The 17,515-nt window shown below is 71.8% G+C and carries 15 protein-coding genes and 1 pseudogene; 8 read left to right on the top strand and 8 right to left on the bottom strand.

Translation table 11 applies throughout. The annotated features are described in order from the left end of the window. Positions 1 to 35: 35 nt before the first annotated feature. The 8 genes and pseudogenes from GXP74_RS31780 to GXP74_RS31745 all read right to left on the bottom strand — a co-directional run bounded on the left by GXP74_RS31780 (position 36) and on the right by GXP74_RS31745 (position 8,941). Complete coding sequence (locus GXP74_RS31780) at positions 36 to 773, bottom strand: ABC transporter ATP-binding protein (RefSeq protein ID WP_182454716.1); 738 nt, start codon at positions 771 to 773, stop codon at positions 36 to 38. A gap of 2 nt (positions 774 to 775) precedes the next feature. Then, the gene (locus tag GXP74_RS31775; RefSeq protein ID WP_182454715.1) at positions 776 to 1,648 is read right to left on the bottom strand and encodes an ABC transporter permease; all 873 of its coding nucleotides are present in this window, start codon (positions 1,646 to 1,648) and stop codon (positions 776 to 778) included. Between the two features lie 32 nt (positions 1,649 to 1,680). Further along, positions 1,681 to 2,631 carry a TauD/TfdA family dioxygenase gene (locus GXP74_RS31770; RefSeq protein ID WP_182454714.1) on the bottom strand — a complete coding sequence of 317 codons (951 nt, stop codon included), beginning with the start codon at positions 2,629 to 2,631 and terminating at the stop codon, positions 1,681 to 1,683. 121 nt (positions 2,632 to 2,752) lie between these two features. Continuing rightward, a complete protein-coding gene (locus GXP74_RS31765) occupies positions 2,753 to 3,817 on the bottom strand; it encodes an ABC transporter substrate-binding protein (protein ID WP_182454713.1) in 1,065 nt (354 codons plus the stop codon). 81 nt (positions 3,818 to 3,898) lie between these two features. Further along, positions 3,899 to 5,239: an LLM class flavin-dependent oxidoreductase gene (locus tag GXP74_RS31760; protein WP_182454712.1), complete on the bottom strand. Its 1,341-nt coding sequence runs from the start codon at positions 5,237 to 5,239 to the stop codon at positions 3,899 to 3,901. Positions 5,240 to 5,635: 396 nt separating this feature from the next. After that, a complete protein-coding gene (locus GXP74_RS31755; protein ID WP_182454711.1) occupies positions 5,636 to 6,835 on the bottom strand; it encodes an ROK family transcriptional regulator in 1,200 nt (399 codons plus the stop codon). A 203-nt stretch (positions 6,836 to 7,038) separates the two neighbouring features. Further along, positions 7,039 to 7,814: pseudogene (locus GXP74_RS31750) on the bottom strand (GNAT family N-acetyltransferase). A gap of 119 nt (positions 7,815 to 7,933) precedes the next feature. After that, positions 7,934 to 8,941, bottom strand: a complete 1,008-nt coding sequence (locus GXP74_RS31745; RefSeq protein ID WP_370468480.1) for an amidase — start codon at positions 8,939 to 8,941, stop codon at positions 7,934 to 7,936. A 98-nt stretch (positions 8,942 to 9,039) separates the two neighbouring features. Here GXP74_RS31745 and GXP74_RS31740 point away from each other — a divergent pair, with 98 nt between their 5' ends. From GXP74_RS31740 to GXP74_RS31705, 8 genes are all read left to right on the top strand, one after another. Next, positions 9,040 to 10,599, top strand: coding sequence for a recombinase family protein (locus tag GXP74_RS31740; RefSeq protein ID WP_182454709.1), 1,560 nt, complete (start codon positions 9,040 to 9,042; stop codon positions 10,597 to 10,599). A 189-nt stretch (positions 10,600 to 10,788) separates the two neighbouring features. Continuing rightward, positions 10,789 to 11,325, top strand: coding sequence for a hypothetical protein (locus GXP74_RS31735; RefSeq protein WP_182454708.1), 537 nt, complete (start codon positions 10,789 to 10,791; stop codon positions 11,323 to 11,325). A 465-nt stretch (positions 11,326 to 11,790) separates the two neighbouring features. Continuing rightward, positions 11,791 to 12,069 (top strand): HNH endonuclease, encoded by a 279-nt coding sequence (locus GXP74_RS41200; protein WP_182454707.1) that lies wholly within the window; start codon positions 11,791 to 11,793, stop codon positions 12,067 to 12,069. A gap of 433 nt (positions 12,070 to 12,502) precedes the next feature. Next, complete coding sequence (locus tag GXP74_RS31725) at positions 12,503 to 12,934, top strand: hypothetical protein (RefSeq protein WP_225448343.1); 432 nt, start codon at positions 12,503 to 12,505, stop codon at positions 12,932 to 12,934. Continuing rightward, the gene (locus tag GXP74_RS31720; protein WP_182454706.1) at positions 12,924 to 14,543 is read left to right on the top strand and encodes a terminase; all 1,620 of its coding nucleotides are present in this window, start codon (positions 12,924 to 12,926) and stop codon (positions 14,541 to 14,543) included. Before GXP74_RS31725 ends, GXP74_RS31720 begins: the two co-directional genes overlap by 11 nt. Before the next feature lie 48 nt (positions 14,544 to 14,591). After that, on the top strand, positions 14,592 to 15,974 hold the full coding sequence (locus GXP74_RS31715; protein WP_182454705.1) for a phage portal protein: 1,383 nt from the start codon (positions 14,592 to 14,594) through the stop codon (positions 15,972 to 15,974). A 349-nt stretch (positions 15,975 to 16,323) separates the two neighbouring features. After that, the gene (locus tag GXP74_RS41195) at positions 16,324 to 16,932 is read left to right on the top strand and encodes a hypothetical protein (protein WP_225448342.1); all 609 of its coding nucleotides are present in this window, start codon (positions 16,324 to 16,326) and stop codon (positions 16,930 to 16,932) included. 8 nt (positions 16,933 to 16,940) lie between these two features. Then, entirely contained in the window at positions 16,941 to 17,465 is a 525-nt protein-coding gene (locus tag GXP74_RS31705; protein WP_182454703.1) for a hypothetical protein, read from the top strand. The last annotated feature ends 50 nt before the right edge of the window (positions 17,466 to 17,515 follow it).

Raw genomic sequence — 17,515 nt, 5'->3', positions numbered from 1 at the left:
GCCCTCGCCCGTCCGGGTGAGCCGGTCTCCTCCGATCAGGCGGCCCGGCCTGCTCCGAGCGGGTGGCGCTCGGCGGCGGCCTCCGCCACCACCCCGAGCTCGGCCAGCAGTTCCTCGCGCAGCCCCGGACGGGTGGTGGCGTGCGCGGGCCCCAGGCGGCCCTCGGTGAGCACGAACACCCGGTCGGCGAGCGCGACCGCCTCGTCCACGTCGTGGGTGACCAGCAGCACCGCCGGGCGGTGGCGGGCGCACAGCTCGCGCAGCAGCGCGTGCATCCGGATCCGGGTCAGCGCGTCCAGCGCGCCGAAGGGCTCGTCCAGCAGCAGCAGTTCCGGGTCCCTGACCAGGGCCCTGGCCAGCGCCGCACGCTGGGCCTCGCCGCCGGAGAGGGTGATCGGCCAGTCCCGGGCCCGCTCGGCGAGGCCGACCTCGTCCAGCGCGGTCAGCCCGGCCTCGCGGGCCCCGGCCCGGGGGAGCCCGAGCACCACGTTGTCGAGCACCCGCTTCCACGGCTGGAGCCGGTGGTCCTGGAAGACCACCGAGCGGCGCTCGGGTACCAGCAGCTGCCCGCTGAAGTCCGGGTCGAGCCCGGCCATGGCGCGCAGCAGGGTGCTCTTGCCGGAGCCGCTGCGGCCCAGCAGCGCGACGAACTCACCCCGGCGGATGTCCAGGTCGATCCCGGCCAGCACCTCGCGGCCGTCGAAGGAGCGGTGCAGCCCGGCGGCCCGGACCGCCAGGTCGGGAGCGGCGTCGGGGGCGGTGGTGACGGTCATGGTCAGGCTCCGTTGAATCCGTGGCGCCAGACCAGCAGGCGGCGCTCCAGCAGGCGGACCGCCGCGTCGGCGAGCAGCCCGAGCAGCCCGTAGATCAGCAGTCCGAGGACGATGATGTCGGTCCGGTACCAGGCCTGGGCCTGGTTCATCAGGTAGCCGATGCCGCTGGTGGCGTTCAACTGCTCGGCGATGATGATCACCAGCCAGGCGCTGGTCAGCGCGAACCGCAGGCCGACCAGGAAGCCGGGCACCGCGCCGGGCAGGATGACGTGCCGGATCAGCCCCCACTGCCCGAGCCCCACCACCCGGCCCGACTCCACCAGCCGGTTGTCCACGCCGCGGATCCCGGCGTAGGTGTTGATGTAGACGGGGCAGGCGGAGGCGAAGGCCACCAGGGCGATCTTGGGGGCCTCGCCCACACCGAACCAGATGATCACCAGCGGCAGCAGGCCCAGCACCGGCAGCGAGCGGACGATCTGCATGGTCGAGTCGACCAGCTCCTCGCCGAGCCGGAACAGCCCGGCGACCACGGCCAGCACGATGCCCGCGCTGACGCCGATCAGCAGCCCGAGGCCGACCCGCTGGAGCGAGGCCAGCAGATTGCTCTCCAACTCGCCGTCCCGGGTCAACTGCCAACCGGCGGACAGTACCTGACTCGGGGTCGCCAGGATCTGCTGGTTGATCTCGCCGAAGGCGCCCAGGAGCTGCCAGACGACCACCACCAGCGCCGGACCGGCCAGTCGGCGCAGCCAGTGCGGCAGCGGCACCCAGGTGCGGCGCGGGCGGCTCAGCGTCGAGGCGTCGATCAGCGGCCCGGCCGCGCGGGCCTCCTCCGGGGGCGCGGCGGTGGTCGGGGGTGCGGCGGTGGTCGCCATGGTGCTCCTTCCGGACTATTGCTGACGGAACGTCAGGCGTTGGTGACGACGCGGTGGTCGGCGGTGAAGGGTCGGCCGGAGAGCAGCTCGGAGGGCCTGCCGTCGGGGCCGACCGGGATGTCGCCGATCAGGGTGACCCGGTGCAGCCGCCGCTCCACGTCCAGGTGCGCCAGGTCGCGCGGGGCGAGGTGGGCGGTGGCCCGGTTGTCCCAGAAGGCCACGTGCCCGGGCTCCCAGCGGAACCGGACGGTGTACTCGGGCCGGGTGATCTCGGCGTAGAGCAGCTCCAGCAGCCGCTTGCTCTCGCTGGGGTGGACGTCCACGATGTGGCTGGTGAAGCCGGGGTTGACGAACAGCGCCCGCTCACCGGTCTCCGGGTGCACCCGGACCACCGGGTGCACCGCCACCAGCAGGTTGTCGTTGATCCGCCTGGCGTACTCGCTGTCGCCCTCGACCCTGCGGCTGCCGCCGTAGCGGTGCTCGGCCCGCAGCGTGTCCACGAACGCCCGCAGCGGCGCGGACAGCCCCTGGTAGGCGGCGACCAGGTTGGTCCAGGTGGTGTCCCCGCCGAACTCCGGTACCCGCTCGGCGCGCAGGATCGATCCGGCGGGCGGGTTGACCGCCGCGGTGACGTCGGTGTGCCAGCCGTCGAAGTAGCTGTACTGGCGCTTCCGGTACTCGGCGACGAAGTCGGCGCCGTAGCGCTGCTCGAAGCGGGCCGGGTCGATGGTGAAGATCTCCGGGTGGTCCTCCGGCGGCGCGTCGTCGTGCGGGTGGGCGTAGGTCAACTCGCCGAACTGGCGGGCGAAGGCGATCTGGGCGGCGTGGTCCAGGGCCTGGCCCCGGAAGAACACCACCTTGTGCCGGTGCAGGGCCTCCTTGACGGTCCGCAGGTCGGAGTCGGTGAGCGGCTGGGCGAGGTCGACGTTGCCGATGTCGGCGCCGATGTGCCCGGCGACCGGACGGACGGTGATCCTGGTCATGACGGGGTTCCTCTCAAGGTCGTTCGCTGGTTTGCTGGTTGACGACTGACTGGTTGACGACTGACTGGTGCTCGACTGGCTGGTGCCCGGCGACCGCCGGTGCTCGGCTACTGGTGCTCGGCTACTGGTGCTCGGCGACCTGGTTCCTGGTGACCACCGCGCCGAAGTCCCGCACCACGTCGGCCGGGAACTCGCCGGTGACGTCGACCTTCCCGGGGACCTGGCCGTTGGCCAGGAACAGGTCGGCCTGCCGCTGCTGGGCGTCGACCACGGTCCGGTCGAGCGGGACGAAGGTGGTCTCGCCGGAGATCTGCCAGATCTCCTTGCCGACGGCCGGGGACTGCTTGTCGACCCCGACGTAGTAGGCGTTGATCCAGGCGTCCGGATGGGCCGTGGTCCAGGCGGTGGCCTTGACGATGCGGCCCAGCAGGTCCTCCAGGTCGGCCCGCTCGGCCGGGTTCGCCAGCGCCTTGTGGCTGGCCAGCCAGAAGCTGTAGCCGGAGGACACCTGCGAGCCGGTGATCACCTTCACCGCGTCCGGGTGCGCGGCGGTGTAGTTGACGAGGTCCTGGGCGGCGACGGTGGCGGCGTCCACGGTGCCGGACTCCAGCACCTCGCCGACGTTCTGCAGCGGTACGTCGACCGGGGTGATGTCCTGCTGCTTGAGCCCGGCCGTCGCCAGCGCCTGGATCAGGAAGCCCTGGTTGGCCGTGCCCTTGGAGTAGGCGACCTTGTGGCCCTTCAGGTCGGCGACACTGTGGATGCCGGAGCCGGCGCGGGCCAGCAGGGTGTAGCCGACGCCGACCGTGTGGCTGGCCCCGACCACGTCCACCGGCAGTCCGGCGGCGGCCGCGTAGATCGCCGGGGTGTCGCCCATGATGCCGAAGTCGATGTCCCCGGCCACGAACGCCTGGTTGACCAGCGGACCGCTGTTGAACTGGTCGAACACGACCTTGTAGGGAAGGTTCTTGAGCTCGCCGGAGACCTGGAGCAGGGTCTCCACGTCCTTGCCCTGGTCGCCGATGCGCAGGGTGACCTCCCCGGCCTGCGCGCTGCCGCCGCCGGTGCTGGCGTCGGCGCTGCCGCCGCAGGCGCTGGCCAGCGGGAGCAGCGCGAGCAGCAGCGGCAGCAGCAGGAGTCGGCGGGCGGTCCGGGCGGTGGCGGCGGGCGGTGCGGTGTCGGGCATCGTGGATCCTCAGGGTCGGTGTGGCGCCGGGTCGGTGGTGCGCGGGACTGCGTTGCCTGGCGGGTTCGCCCGGCGGTTCGACTAGCGGTTCGGGTAGCGGTCCGTGTAGCGGTTCGCGGGGCGCGGCAGGCCGTAGTGCTCGCGCAGGGTCGTGCCCTGGTACTCGTGCCGGAACAGGCCGCGCTCGCGCAGCAGCGGCACGACGTGCTCGGTGAACAGGTCCAGGCCCTCGGGCAGGATCGGCGGCATCACGTTGAAGCCGTCGGCGGCGCCCTGGCCGAACCACAGCTCGATGTGGTCGGCGACCTGCTCCGGCGTCCCGGCGAGGACCTGGTGCCCGCGCCCGCCGCCGAGCCGGCCGATGAGCTGCCGCAGCGTCAGGCCGTCCCGCTCGGCCAGGTCCCGGACCAGCTCGAACCGGCTCTTGGCGCCGTTGATGGCGGCGACCGGGGGCAGCGGCGGCAGCGGCGCGTCCAGCGGGTGGTCGCGCAGGTCCACCCCGAGCAGGGTGGACAGCGTGCCCACCGCCCGGGACGGGTCGATCAGGAGGTCCAGCTCCTGGTCCAGCGCCTTGGCCTCGGCCTCGGTGGAGCCCAGCACCGGGACGATCCCGGGCAGCACCACCACCCCGCCGGGGTCGCGTCCGAGCGCCGCCGCGCGGCGCTTGAGGTCGCGGTAGAACGCCTGCCCCTCCTCCAGGGTCTGCTGCGCGGTGAACACCGCCTCGGCGTGGCGGGCCGCGAAGTCCCGGCCGTCCTCCGACGATCCGGCCTGTACCAGCAGCGGATGCCCCTGCGGGCCGCGCGGGATGTTCAGCGGCCCGAGCACCTGGAAGTGCTCGCCCCGGTGGTCGATCTCGTGCAGTTTGTCCGGGGCGGTCACCCGGCCCGCCACCCGGTCGAGCAGCAGGGCGTCGTCCTCCCAGCTGTCCCACAGGCTGCCGACCACCTCCAGGTACTCGGCGGCCCGCCGGTAGCGGGTGGCGTGATCCTGGTTCCGGTCGCGGCCGAAGTTGCGCGCCGCCCGGTCACCGGCCGAGGTGACGATGTTCCACCCGGCCCGCCCCCGGCTGAGGTGGTCCAGCGAGGCGAACTGCCGGGCCAGGTTGTAGGGCTCGGTGAAGCCGGTGGAGACCGTCCCGATCAGGCCGATCCGCTCGGTGCTCACCGCCAGCGCCGACAGCAGCGTGAACGGCTCGAAGTGGCTGACCCAGGCGTTGGCCCCGGGCGTCGGCCCCTCGACGCCGTCGGCCAGGAACACCGAGTCGAACGCCGCCGCCTCGGCGGTCGCGGCGAGCTCCTGGAAGTACCGGATGTCGGACAGCCGGGACGGGTCGGTACGCGGGTGCCGCCAGGCGGCTTCGTGGTGGCCCACGCCCATGAGGAACAGGTTGAGGTGCAGTTGCCTGCGTGCTGAGGACATGCGGAAGCTCTCCGGGTGGCTGGACGCGGGTGCGGACGGCACCGGCGTGCGCGGCGGATTCTGGGCGCGGCGGGATCGGGGCAGGACGGAATCGCGGCGTGGCGCGGCGGCCCGGCCCACAGCGGTGGCGGTGTCAGGGAGGTGCGGTGCCAGCTGGCGCGGTGTCAGGTGGTGCGGCGTCCCGGCAGGTACACGGGCAGGGCGGCGTCAGCCGTCAGCGGGAGTGGGAACAGCCCAGTCCGGCGAAGTGGTGCAGCTGGAACACGTTCACCGGGTGCCGCCCCGCGGCCTCCCGGATCGTCGCTTCCCGCTGTGTCTCCATGTCCTCAGTCTGCTGGTCGGCCGCTGGCCCGGCAATGGTTTCCGACGCGGTGGAAGTAATGCTCCCGCCGGGTGTCATCCGCGCATTCCGGCGGTGCGCAGCGCCAGTGGATCGCGGTGCACGGCGGCCAGCACCGGCGTACCGGCGGCCACCGCCAGCACCTGCGGGCCGAAGGAACTGGGCCGGACCAGCTGCTCCGGTGCCTGCCTGGTCCGCTCGGCGATCCGCTGGTGCAGGAACGGCAGCAGCTCGGGCAGGTACAGGGTGACCGCGTCGGTGACCACCAGCACCTCCGGGCTGATCATGTCCAGCAGCAGCGCCACGGCCGGGGCGATCAGCCGCAGCCGCTCCCGGCAGAGCTCCAGCGCCCGCGGGTCGCCCCGGCGCGCGGCGGCCAGCAGCAGGCCGATCTCCGGTCGCGGGACCACCCCCTGCGCGGTCGCGCGCTCGGCGAAGACCCGGTCGGAGACGGTGGCCTGCAGGCAGCCGGTGCCGCCGCACGGGCAGGCGGCGGTCGAGCCCGGCACCGGCAGGTGGGCGATGCCGCCCGCGCCGTTGCGGCGTCCGCGCAGCAGGGTCCCGCCGGCGGCGATGGCGGCGTCCACGGCATTGCCGACGAACAGGTGCACCAGGTCGCCGCCCCGGGCCGCGCCGAACAGCAGCTCGGCCTGGGCCAGCGCCCGGGCGTGCCCCTCGACGTGGATCGGCAGCCGGGTGGCCGACCCGAGCAGCCGCCGCACCGGGACGTCCCGCCAGCCCAGCGCGCTGTTCTCGACCACCGTGCCGGAGTCCGGGTCCACCCAGCCCCCGGTGACCACACCCAGGCCGAGCACCGAGCGGTCGGCCGCGTGCCGCCGCAGCAGGCCCGGCAGGTATCCGGCGATGTCCCGGAGCACCTCGGCCGGGGCGGCCCGGCGCGGGGCCAGCTCCTGGGCGACCACCCGCCCGCGCAGGTCGGTCAGCGAGAAGGTCAGCTGCGGCACCGCGATGTGGACGCCTACCGCCAGGTGGTAGCCGGTGTCGATGTCCAGCGGGACGCGCGGGCGTCCCGGCCGGGGCGCGGCCTGCGCCGCGGGCGGCTCGTAGACCAGGCCCAGCGCCAGCAGCTCGGCGGTGTGCCGGGACACGGCGGCCGGGCTCAGCCCGGTCTCCCTGCTGATCGCGGTACGGGCCAGCGGCCCGCCCCGGAGGGTGGCGCGGAGCACGGCGGCGGCGCCGTCCGGCAGGTCGGGGGTGGGCGGCGGAGTGGGCGTGGCGATCAGCGCGAGCGGCATCGGCGGTCCTCGGTCGGCGGCGTACCAGGGCGGTGGTGCCGGTGGCCCGGGCCGTCACGGACGGCGGCGGCCCTAGCGGCGGCCGGGACAGGTCGCGGAGGAGGTCATGCTCCGATGCTCGCAAGCGCGGTCGAGCGGGTCAATGGACTGGTGTTACGGGCGCGTGGCGGTCGTGCGAAGCCGCGCTGCCGCTGCCCCCCGGGTCAGGTGCTGCGGGCGAGGTCGCGGGAACCGGGCAACAGGTGGAAGCCGGCGGACTGGTAGGTGGCGACGGCGGCGGCGCGGGAGGCAGGAGTGTTGACGAGGGCGCTGGAGGCCCCCAGGCCCTGGAGGGCGGCCGCGGCGGCGACGGTGATGGCGCGGCCGTAGCCGCGGCCCCGGTGGTCGTGGTGGACGCCCATGGGTTCGAGGAGGCCCGGCCTTCCGGGGTGTTCGGAGAAGGTCGAGCGGTCGAAGGCGGCGCGTTGGACGGCGGCGCGTTGGACGGCGGCGCGGGCGGACGCGTGCTGGCGGCCGACCACCTCGACGCGCAGCCCTCCGGGACCTCCACCGGCTCGGTGAGGTCGCGGCGGAGGGGCGTCCAGCGCTCGTCCGGGGTCCAGCCGTCGGCCTGGAGCCGGTCCTGGAGCAGGGCGTCCATGGGGGCTTCGAGGAAGACCCGGCCGGGGGGCAGCACACCGGCCTCCGGGGCGGTGAGGTCCGCGGCCAGACGCCGCGTCAACTCCCCGTCCCGGCGCGCGTCCGGAGCGATGGTCAGCCGCAGCAGGTCCTCGCCGTCCAGCAGCCCGACGGCGAGGACCCGGCCGTCCCGGCTCCAGGTGCGGACCGCGGCGGCCGTCCGCTCCGTGCCGAAACGCCAGAACCAGCCCAGGTCGCCCGGATGCAGCTGGATCAGCGAACCCTCGCGCTGCCACGCGCGCAGCGCGTCCACGGCGGGGCCCAGGCCGTCGGCGTGCGGAGTGCCCAACTCGATTGTCATGTCGCACGATCAGACACCGTCGGGAGACCGAGCGCATCCGGTCTATCGGGTCGGCTGCCCGTCGGATGAGCCGTCGCCGCAGGTCGGTCCGGGTTCGGCAGTGCTTGCCGGAGCTCGGGCTACCAGAGCTCGGGCTTGCGGTCCGCCCACGGCCGGGCCCGTTCCAGCTGTGAGGACAGCGATATCAAGGTGGACTCGTCGCCGTAGCGCCCGCCGAGCATCACGCCGATCGGCAGCCCGGCCGCGTTCCACTGCAGCGGCAGGTTGACGGCGGGCTGGCCGGTGGCGTTGTACAGGGCCGCGAACGGCGTGAACGCCGCGATGCCCTCGAACTCCCGGGCCGGGTCCGCGTCGTCGCGCAGCCCGCCGACCAGCTGCGGGGGCCGGGCCAGGGTCGGCGTGAGGATCACGTCGTACTGCTCCTGGAGCGAGGCGACCAGCGCGCCGACCGCCCGGAAGGTGTACAGCGCGGTGGCGAAGTCGGGACCGGAGACCTTCCGGCCCTCGGCCCGCAGGTACTTGGTGAGCGGCATCAGCCGCTCCTCCTGCTCCGGCGGGACCGGGCGCTGCGCCGCCATCACCGACCACACCGTCTCGAACACCTGGCGCAGGGTGTCGTCGGCGGGCAGTTCCAGCGCCTCGGTGCGGTGCCCGAGCCCGGCCAGCAGCTCGGCCGCGCTCTCGGTGGCCGCGAGGCAGTCCGGGTGCACGCTGACGCCCGGCACCGGCGGGGTGGTCAGCACCGCGACCCGGAGCGACTGCGGGTCGCGGTGGGCGTAGTCGAGGAAGGTCTCGCCGGTCGGCAGCGCGGGCGCGGTGCCGGAGTCGCCGGGCATCGGCCCGGCCAGCACGTCCAGCAGCGCGGCGGCGTCGGCGACGGTGCGGGCCAGCGGACCGCTGGTACTGAGGCCGCTGATGTCGTACAGCGTCGGCCCGCTGCTGACCCGGCCGCGGCTGGGCTTGATCCCGAACAGCCCGCAGACCGACGCCGGTATCCGGATCGAGCCGCCGCCGTCGCTGCCGTGCGCGACCGGGGCGAGCCCGGCGGCGACCGCCGCGCCCGCGCCGCCGCTGGAGCCCCCGGCGGACCGCTCCAGGTCCCAGGGAGTACGCGCGGGGGGCGCCACCAGGCTCTCGGTGTACGACGGCAACCCGAACTCGGGCGAGGTAGTGCACCCTACCCACCCCGGCCCTGACCAGGCCGTTCACACGCTAGGTGCCGTACATGAGCACACCTGAGATCGACACCCGACCCACGATCGACCTGCTCGCCCGCAAGTCCAAGATCCTCACCAAGGGCGACCGGCTGCGCGAAGTCTCGACCGATGAGCAGATCAAGCAGGGCCGGAAATGGGCCGCCGACAACGGATACCGCGTCCGCTTCGAATGGGTCGAACTGGGCTCCGCCTACAACCCGGCCCGCGAACGCAAGACCTTCGACAAAGCCATGAAAGCGCTTCTCAACGGGGAAACATCGGCCCTCTGGGTCTACATGCTCGACCGCTTTTCCCGAAAGGGTGCCGAGGACGTGCTAAAGGTCATCGGGAAGGCCCGGGTCATATTCGACTATGACCGGCTCGACTCCATGGACGAGCGCGACCGGGGCCGCATCATTGATGAGGCCGAACGCGCCCGCGCCTACTCGGTCCGCCTCTCCCACCGCGTCAAGGACGTCAAGACGTCGCAGCGCGACGCCGGGGAATGGCTCGGGGGCTCCACACCCTGGGGCCTCAACGTGGACCCGAAGACCCGGAAGGTCTCCCCGGACGACACCCCCGTGACGCTCGGCGCGACCGAGACGCGCGGGCAGCGCGCCCGCCGGATGGTGCTCGCCCTCGCGTTCGGCGTGAGCGGGAAGGCGCTCGCCACCGAACTGAACCGCGACGGCATCCCCTCCCCGCGCGGCTCGTTCTGGAGTAGCGGCCCGCTGCTGCGGTTGCTCCAGTCTCCGGCGTACATGGGGCTACAGGGGTTCCACAACGGCAAGCGCACGCTGGTCTACCGCAACGAGAAGGGCGAGACGGTCAGCATCGGCGAAGGCGTCGTCACGCCGGAAGAGGTCGAGGCGGCCCGCTACGGCGTCGCCATGAACCACTCCACCCTCGGTGCCACCCGGCACCCGGGGTGGAACGGCGGCAACGCTCGGCACCTGCTGAGTGACATCTCGTGGTGCGTCGGCTGCGGACGCGCGGCATCGTGCAAGGGGGACGGCTACGTGTGCGGCTCGACCATCAACGGCGGACGCCCCTGCCCCGCCCCGGTACGGGCCAACACGAAGGCGCTGGAGTCGTACGTCACGGGGGCGTGGCTCGCCGTCGTCTCCGCGCTCGAACCGACAGACGAACTGGCCGCCACCATCGCCGAACGCTGGGCCGCCCTGTCGTCCCCGGAGGAGACAGAGGAGTACGCCGCCGCCAAGGCAGCCCACAAGCGGGCACAAGCGGCCCTCGCCCGGCTTGAGGGCGACCGGCGGGCCGGGTACTACGACGGACCGGCGGAAGCGCTCTACGGCCCCGCCCGGCGCGAGGCACTGACCGCGCTGATGGAGACACAGGCGCGCGTCGATGAGCTGGTCACGCCGACCGTCCACCCCGGGTTCCTGAGCGCCGACGACGACGCGCTCCGGGCCATGTGGGACGCCGCACCGCTGCCACTCCGGCGCGACCTGCTGCGGCTCGCCATCGACCGCATCGACATCCGCAAGGCTGGCTACCAGGGGCAGCGCTTCGACGGCGACGCCCGCGTCACCATCACCTGGGCCAAGCCCAACGGAGACGACGACTGACACCCCCTGTGCGCCCCTGTGTGCCCCTCTCTGGCCTTCCGGCTAGGACGGGGCGCTCTGGCGTCGCCGGGGGCCGTACAGGCGCATTCCAGCCCACTGGACTCAGGCACTCCAGTCTGCTGGACTCGGCGATTCCAGCGCGCTGGACTTTCGGCATTATCGCTGGTAGGACCATTCCAGCGCGCTGGAATGACCAGCGCCGGAACGAAAGGGGCCGCCGTGCTGGCGACCGTGGCAGACCTGCGCCGAGGGGACGTCTACAGCGACCGGGGCGGGATTGGGTGGCTCGCCCTCGGCGACGCCCGCCAGGGGGGTTCGGCCGGCTGTTGGGCCGTCCCGAGCGTGGAGTTCATGCGCCTCGGCGAGTGCCCCGACACGGGCGCGTGGACGCTCGGTAGCCTGCCCGTCATGGAGACAGACCAGGACGGCGCGGAGCCCGTGCAGATCGTTGAACGCGGGCACCGCTGGACCGAAGGGCACGGCGGAGCCGAGGGGGCCGGAGAGGGGCCGTCAGGGCTTGCCGGGGCGGATCCCCGCGCCGCAGAGCTGGCGGCCGACGTCGAGGCGTGGCGCGAGGCGCAGACGGTCGAGGACGAGCGGGAGACGGCCGTCCGGGAGAGTGTCCGGCGACAGATGGCGGCCGGTTTGGACTACCGAGAAGTGATGCGCATCACAGGTTGGGGGAAGTCTCGGGTGTACCAGGTGCGGGACGGGAAGCGCTCATGATGTGACGTGCGTCACTAAGGTAGACCTAAGTTGTAGCCGGGCGGTCCTTCGGGGCCGCCCTTCGGCGTGTCAGCGGCGCGATGCGCTGGCGAGTGCCTTCCACTCGACCCTGAGCGCACCCCATCTGACCTGCACTTACTGGCGAACTGACGATTCACCTATGTTTTCTGGTATCCCATAAGAATCTCTATAGGTAAACCGAATCAGCCATACGTTCCGTCAGTCCGTCAGGGTGCGGGCACCGCCCCGCCCCGCTGGCCAGGCTGACGACTCGCTAGGGCACTGGGCAGGCTTACGACTCACTAGATACGTATGAGGGCGGGTTACCGCGCACCCCACTGGGATTCGGCGGGCCGAGTACCGTCCCTCACTCGTGCGCGGCTCCCGGTCCACTCTCCGGCCGGTTGAGCCCGCACGGGCCCAACTTCCGTAGGTCCCGGACCTACTCACTGTGAGTAGGTTCCCGTGCCCACTGTCTCTGTCCTGGCTCGGCGACGCCGCCCCGACGTGCTTGCGCGCGGCCACGATGCCGCCGCCACCCTGCGTCGAGCGCTCCGCCTGACTGGCCGGGGCACGTGCGCGGGCTGCGGGATTGAAGCGCCCCCGTCCGCTCTCGACGTTGATCACATCGTGCCCCTTGCGCACGGTGGCGACGACGTCACGGTCAACGTCCAACCACTGTGCCGACCGTGTCACCGCGCCAAGACGCGCGACGACATGGGTTACGGCACGCTGCTGCTCTAGGGGGCCGTGTGGCGTGGCAAGGGAGCGACCGGCGCTCACGTCTACCGTCCGACTGGAAGGCCATCAGGCGGACTGTGATGGCCCGTGACGGCTACCGCTGCTGCGCTGTCCTGACCGACGGCGCACGGTGCACCGAGGCGGGCACGGACGTTGACCACATCATCGCTGGTGATGATCACAGCTTGACCAACTTGCAGCTCTTGTGTCGCTGGCATCACGCACGCAAGTCCACTGCCGAAGGCCACGCAGCGCGCGCCGCGCGTCCGCGCCCCGGCCGAGCGCGCCCGGAACGTCCGCATCCTGGACAGATTTCCGGCTGAGATTTCGGCGCGACCTGGGGGGAGCCTCCCCGCGCGCGCTCTCACCCCCCGCAAGCGTATAGCAGCTCGAATTCTGTACGGGTTCCAAGGTCGATGACAGGAGGTGACGAACCATGCCCGGACCGGTCCCGAAGCGCTCTGATCAGCGCCGACGCCGCAACACGGACGATGGTCCGGCCCTTGTCAAGGCACCTGCGGCGAAGGCTCCGGCCATCCCGCGCGCCGATGCCGACTGGCACCCGATCGCACGCCGCTGGTACGACTCGCTGCGCAAGTCCGGGCAGGCGCAGTTCTACGAGTCGTCCGACTGGATGACCGCCGTCTATCTCGCCGAGGCCATGTCTCGGAACCTGGGGCAGACGAAGTTCAGCGCCCAACTCTTTCAGTCCGTCATGGCGGGCATGACCGACCTACTGACGACCGAGGGGGCCCGCCGCCGGGCGCGCGTCGAGCTACAGCGTGAGGACGCCGCAGACGACCCGCGAGAGGCCGCCCGGGTGACGCTCATGGACGCCTACCGTAAGGCGGCATCCGGTGGAGCTTGAGCCCGTCCGTTCGTGGCCGGACACGGTCCCGGACCCCACCCGAACCCTCGGGTGGGACGTGCTCGACTGGTGCTCGGTGCACCTGTTGCAGCCGGACGGACCGGACGCCGGTTCCCCGTTCCAGTTCACGCCGGAGCAGGTGCGAATAGTCCTGCGCTGGTACGAAGTTGACTCGGCCGGCGTCTTCACCCGCCGACAGGGGACCATCCGCCGCCTCAAAGGGTGGGGGAAGGACCCATTCCTAGCCGCGCTGGCGGCCGTTGAGTTCGTCGGCCCGTGCCGGTTCGGCGGTTGGCGGGAGGACGGCACGCCGTTCGCCGTGCGGCACGCTGCCCCATGGGTGCAGATCGCTGCCGTCTCCAAAGACCAGACCCGCAACACGATGCGGCTGTTCAGCCCAATGTTCAGTCCTGCCATGGTCGCTGAGTTCGGGATCGACCTGGGCAAAGAGATCATCTACAGCGCTTCCGGTGGCGTGATCGAGGCCGTGACCAGCTCGCCTCGCGCGCTGGAGGGTGGCCGCGCCACGTTCGTTGTGATGAACGAAACGCACCACTGGATCAGCGCCAACGGCGGGCATGAGATGGCCATGGTCATTGCCGGTAACGTCGGCAAGTCCCGTGGTGGCGGTGCCCGCACGATGGAGATCACCAACGCCCCGCTGCCGGGTGAGGATTCCGTAGCTGAGCAGACGTGGCACGCCTGGTCCAAGGTGGCCGAGGGCAAATCCCGTGACAGCGGCATGTATTACGACTCGGTTGAGTCGCCGCCCGTCGACCTGGGAGACCCTGACGCGCTGCGTGCGGGCATCCTGGCGGCCCGTGGCGACGCCGTGTGGCTGGATGTCGAGTGGATCGTCTCAACGATCTACAGCGGCACGATGCCCCGCAGCCGGTCGCAACGCATGTTCTTGAACCAACTCGTCACCGCCGAGGATCAGTTGATCTCGCCGGAGGAGTGGGACGCCCTCGCCGTCGAGGACGTGCTAGCGCCCGACGATGAGATCACGCTCGGGTTCGACGGTGGCAGCACCGACGATGCAACGGCGCTGGTCGCCGTGCGCGTCCGGGACCGCCTGATAGTGCCCCTCGGCGTGTGGGAGCGGCCTGACGGCCCTGCCGGGGACGGCTGGACCGTAGACCGGCGGGACGTGGACGGTGTCGTACGCAACGCGCTTGAGATGTACGCCGTTCAGGGGTTCTTTGCCGACGTCGCGCTGTGGGAGTCCTACATCGACGCATGGTCGGACGACTACCGCGACCGGCTGCTGATCAAGGCGTCGCCCAAGTCCGCCATCGGGCGCGACATGCGAGGCGGGTTGCAGGAGTTGACGGCCGCGAACGAGCGGCTGCTCTCCGCTGTCGAGACGGGCATGGTCCGCCACGGTGGCGACGGCACCCCACTGGGGAAGACGCTCCGCCGCCACGTGCTGAACGTTCGCCGCCGGCCGAATCGGTTCGGCCTGTCCTTCGGTAAGGCGTCGCGCGAGTCCGGTCGCAAGGTCGACGCCTACGCGGCTGCGCTGCTGGCCGACTTGGCGCGGCATCGGCTGGTCGAGTCGGGCAAGCGCCCGGCTGACGCCCGTTCAGGGGCCGTCTACTTCTTCTGATTTGGGACCTACTCACGGTGAGTAGGTCCCCCGACCCATGGGGGCACTGTGCCTGATGACCGCCTCACCCTGGCGCAGGCCGGGTTCGACAAGCTGTCGGCGGAGCGCCCCCGGCTCGACCTGATCGACCGGTACGTGTCCGGGGAGCACGACGGCCCGTACACGCCGCGCAGCGCGACGGCCGAGTATCAGCTACTCGTCAAGCGCTCCATATCCAACTGGCTTCCCCTGCTGGTCAAGACGCCCTCGCAGGCGCTCGCCGTCGAGGGCTACCGGCGGACGGACGCGACACCGGACGACGCCGTGACGTCGGCCGAGTGGCAGGCGTGGCAGGCGAACCGGCTCGACGGCCGACAGACGGCCGTGCACGGCTCCGCGCTGACCTACGGGCAGGCGTTCGTGTCCGTGCTGCCGTCGCCGACGGACACGTCCGTGCCGACAGTCCGGGGTATCTCGCCTCGGCGGATGTGGGCGTACTACGCCGACGCTGCGACGGATGCCCTGCCCGTGTGGGCGGTTGAGGTCGAGGACGTCACTGTTCAGGCCGGGGTCGAAACGAAGGCGTGGCTGTATGACTCGCAGGGTGTGACCGCACTGTCGATCAACGGCAAGGCTGGGCCGGTCGTCCTGGGCTACACGCCGCATTCACTGGGCGTCTGCCCGGTCGTGCGGTTCGCGCCGGATCTCGACCTGGAGGGCCGGGTCCGGGGCGTGGTCGAGTCGATGATCCCGATTCAGGACCGGATCAATCAGACCGTGTTCGATCTGCTGGTGGCGCAGACCTTCGGCTCGTTCAAGGTGCGCACCATCGCCGGTCTGGCACCGGAGTTCGAGCGGGACGCGGACGGTAACGCCGTGCTCGACTCGACCACGGGTAAGCCGAAGGTGATCCCGATTCAGGCGGACGCCTCCCGGTTCCTGGTCGCGCCGGATGCCGACACGAAGTTCGGTCAGCTCGATGAGACGAACCTTGCCGGGTTCCTGTCCTCAATTGAGGCCAGCGTCCGGCATCTTGCAGCCACGTCGCAGACCCCGCCGCACTACCTGCTTGGAGCGATGGTCAACCTGTCGGCGGAGGCGCTGGCGGCTGCGGAATCCGCGCTGACTCGCTCCGTCGACCAGTACAAGCACGTGTTCGGCGAAGCCTGGGAACTGGTCCTGGGGCTCTGTGCGCAGGTCGCCGGGGGCACCCCGGACGGCCACGGGCAGGTTGTGTGGCGGGACGCCGAGTCGCGTTCCCTGTCGGCCACCGTGGACGCCCTCGGGAAGGCCGTGCAGATGCTCAACGTCCCCGCGCGGGCCATGTGGGCGCGCATTCCCGGGACGACGGCCACGGACGTTGAGGAGTGGTCGCAGATGGCCGCCGAGGACGACCCCGTGAACGCGCTGGCCGATTCGCTGGCGAAGGTCGGGGCGGCCGGTGCGCCGTAGCCATGCGGTAGTTGACCAACTGTGGCGGGCGCAGGGCCGGATCGGTGCCGGGGCGGCGGGGGAGTCCCTGCGGCTCTGGTCACGGGTCCGCCCGCAGACCTTCCCGCACGACGGTTCCGTGTGGCTCGGCTCCATGCTCGGCGTGGTCCGGGCCGCCCGATCCCGGTCCCGCCGGACTTCGGCCTCATTCGTCCGGCTACAGCGGGCACTTGAGACGGGGCACACGCTGCCCCCGCTCGACGGCGGGCACCACGCTGGCCGGGTCACCCTCGGCGAGTTGCGCGCGGATTGGGCGGAGCACACGGGGACGGTCCGGCACACCGAGGCAGACGACGGGGTCACGTTCCCCGTGGACGATTTCGAGTGGCCGGAAGAGGACTTCGAGGCGGACGACGACGCCGCGCGTGCGTCGCTGGCTGTGACGGGCATCGTGCGGCCCGCCGAGGCCCTACAGACGGCCGTTGAGAGCCATCCTGGCCGGTTGGACGACCCGGCGTTCCTCGCGTCACTGGAGAGCGATCTACAGCACGCCGGGGCCGTCGCCGCCGGGGCCGCCGACCGTGAGGCGCTGCGGGGCGGGCGCTCGTTGATCGAGGGCTCGTTCCAGCAGGACCGCCGGGCAGTCGGATGGGCGCGCGTCACAGACGGCGACCCGTGCGCGTTCTGCTCGATGCTCGCAAGTCGGGGGGCGGTCTACTCGTCCCGCGCTGCCGCTGGCCTGTCGGGCTACTACGACAACATGCCGGTGGTCAGCCGCATGGAGCTGACCAAGTACCACAACAACTGCCACTGCCAGACGGTTCCCGTGTACCGCCGGGACGATTTCATGCACCCCGATTCTGCCCAACTCCGCAAGGACTGGGACCGGGTGACCGCTGGCCTACGCGGTGAGGACGCCGTCCGCGCCTACCGCCGATACATCGACGCTCAACGCCGTACGCGGCGTGCCACCACGTAGGGAGACGTATGTCTGAGACCCCCATCGACCCCGCCGAGGGCGGCGCTCCGGCTGGTCCGGCGGGCACTGAACCGTCCGAGGCCGACCCCGCCGGTACCGACCCGGTCGGAGCCGCGCCGGCCGATCCGGCCGATGGTGGCGAGCCGGACGCCGAGGCCCTGCGCAAGGAGGTTGAGGCGCTGCGCAAGGAGGCTGCGAAGTACCGGGTCAAGTCGCGTGAGCTGAGCGCGACTCTCGCCACCGCTAAGACTCCGGAGGAGTTCGCCGAGGCCGCAGCGCGCAGCGCGGCGCTTGAGGTCGAGCTGCACCGCGAGCGCCTGGCCCGGAAGTTCAGCCTGCCGGACGAGCTGGCCGCCCTGGTCCAGGGCGACGACGACGACGCCCGCGAGGCGCACGCCAAGTCGCTTGCCCGGTTCGCCGTCGCCCCGGTGCCCCGGCCCGGTCACCCCGGCGGCGGGCTCGACCCGTCCGCCAGGACCACGCCGACCGACCCGGCCGCGCTGGCTGCGGCGGTCCCGCGCAACCGGCGCTGACGGCCGCCAACGCCGTCCCCCGCCCTGCCGCTCTGGCCGGGCTCACTCCA

It is taken from the genome of Streptacidiphilus sp. P02-A3a (genome assembly GCF_014084105.1).
GTDB lineage: Bacteria > Actinomycetota > Actinomycetes > Streptomycetales > Streptomycetaceae > Streptacidiphilus.
The sequence above is the reverse complement of the archived record's forward strand: the minus strand, read 5'-3'. Positions and strand labels throughout refer to the sequence as shown.

What these genes read in the sequence shown, in the direction of transcription:
- GXP74_RS31780 (WP_182454716.1), bottom strand. Translation starts at nt 773, where the DNA reads ATGACCGTCACCACCGCCCCCGACGCCGCTCCCGACCTGGCGGTCCGG.
- GXP74_RS31775 (WP_182454715.1), bottom strand. Translation starts at nt 1,648, where the DNA reads ATGGCGACCACCGCCGCACCCCCGACCACCGCCGCGCCCCCGGAGGAG.
- GXP74_RS31770 (WP_182454714.1), bottom strand. Translation starts at nt 2,631, where the DNA reads ATGACCAGGATCACCGTCCGTCCGGTCGCCGGGCACATCGGCGCCGAC.
- GXP74_RS31765 (WP_182454713.1), bottom strand. Translation starts at nt 3,817, where the DNA reads ATGCCCGACACCGCACCGCCCGCCGCCACCGCCCGGACCGCCCGCCGA.
- GXP74_RS31760 (WP_182454712.1), bottom strand. Translation starts at nt 5,239, where the DNA reads ATGTCCTCAGCACGCAGGCAACTGCACCTCAACCTGTTCCTCATGGGC.
- GXP74_RS31755 (WP_182454711.1), bottom strand. Translation starts at nt 6,835, where the DNA reads ATGCCGCTCGCGCTGATCGCCACGCCCACTCCGCCGCCCACCCCCGAC.
- GXP74_RS31740 (WP_182454709.1), top strand. Translation starts at nt 9,040, where the DNA reads ATGAGCACACCTGAGATCGACACCCGACCCACGATCGACCTGCTCGCC.
- GXP74_RS31735 (WP_182454708.1), top strand. Translation starts at nt 10,789, where the DNA reads ATGACCAGCGCCGGAACGAAAGGGGCCGCCGTGCTGGCGACCGTGGCA.
- GXP74_RS31725 (WP_225448343.1), top strand. Translation starts at nt 12,503, where the DNA reads ATGCCCGGACCGGTCCCGAAGCGCTCTGATCAGCGCCGACGCCGCAAC.
- GXP74_RS31705 (WP_182454703.1), top strand. Translation starts at nt 16,941, where the DNA reads ATGTCTGAGACCCCCATCGACCCCGCCGAGGGCGGCGCTCCGGCTGGT.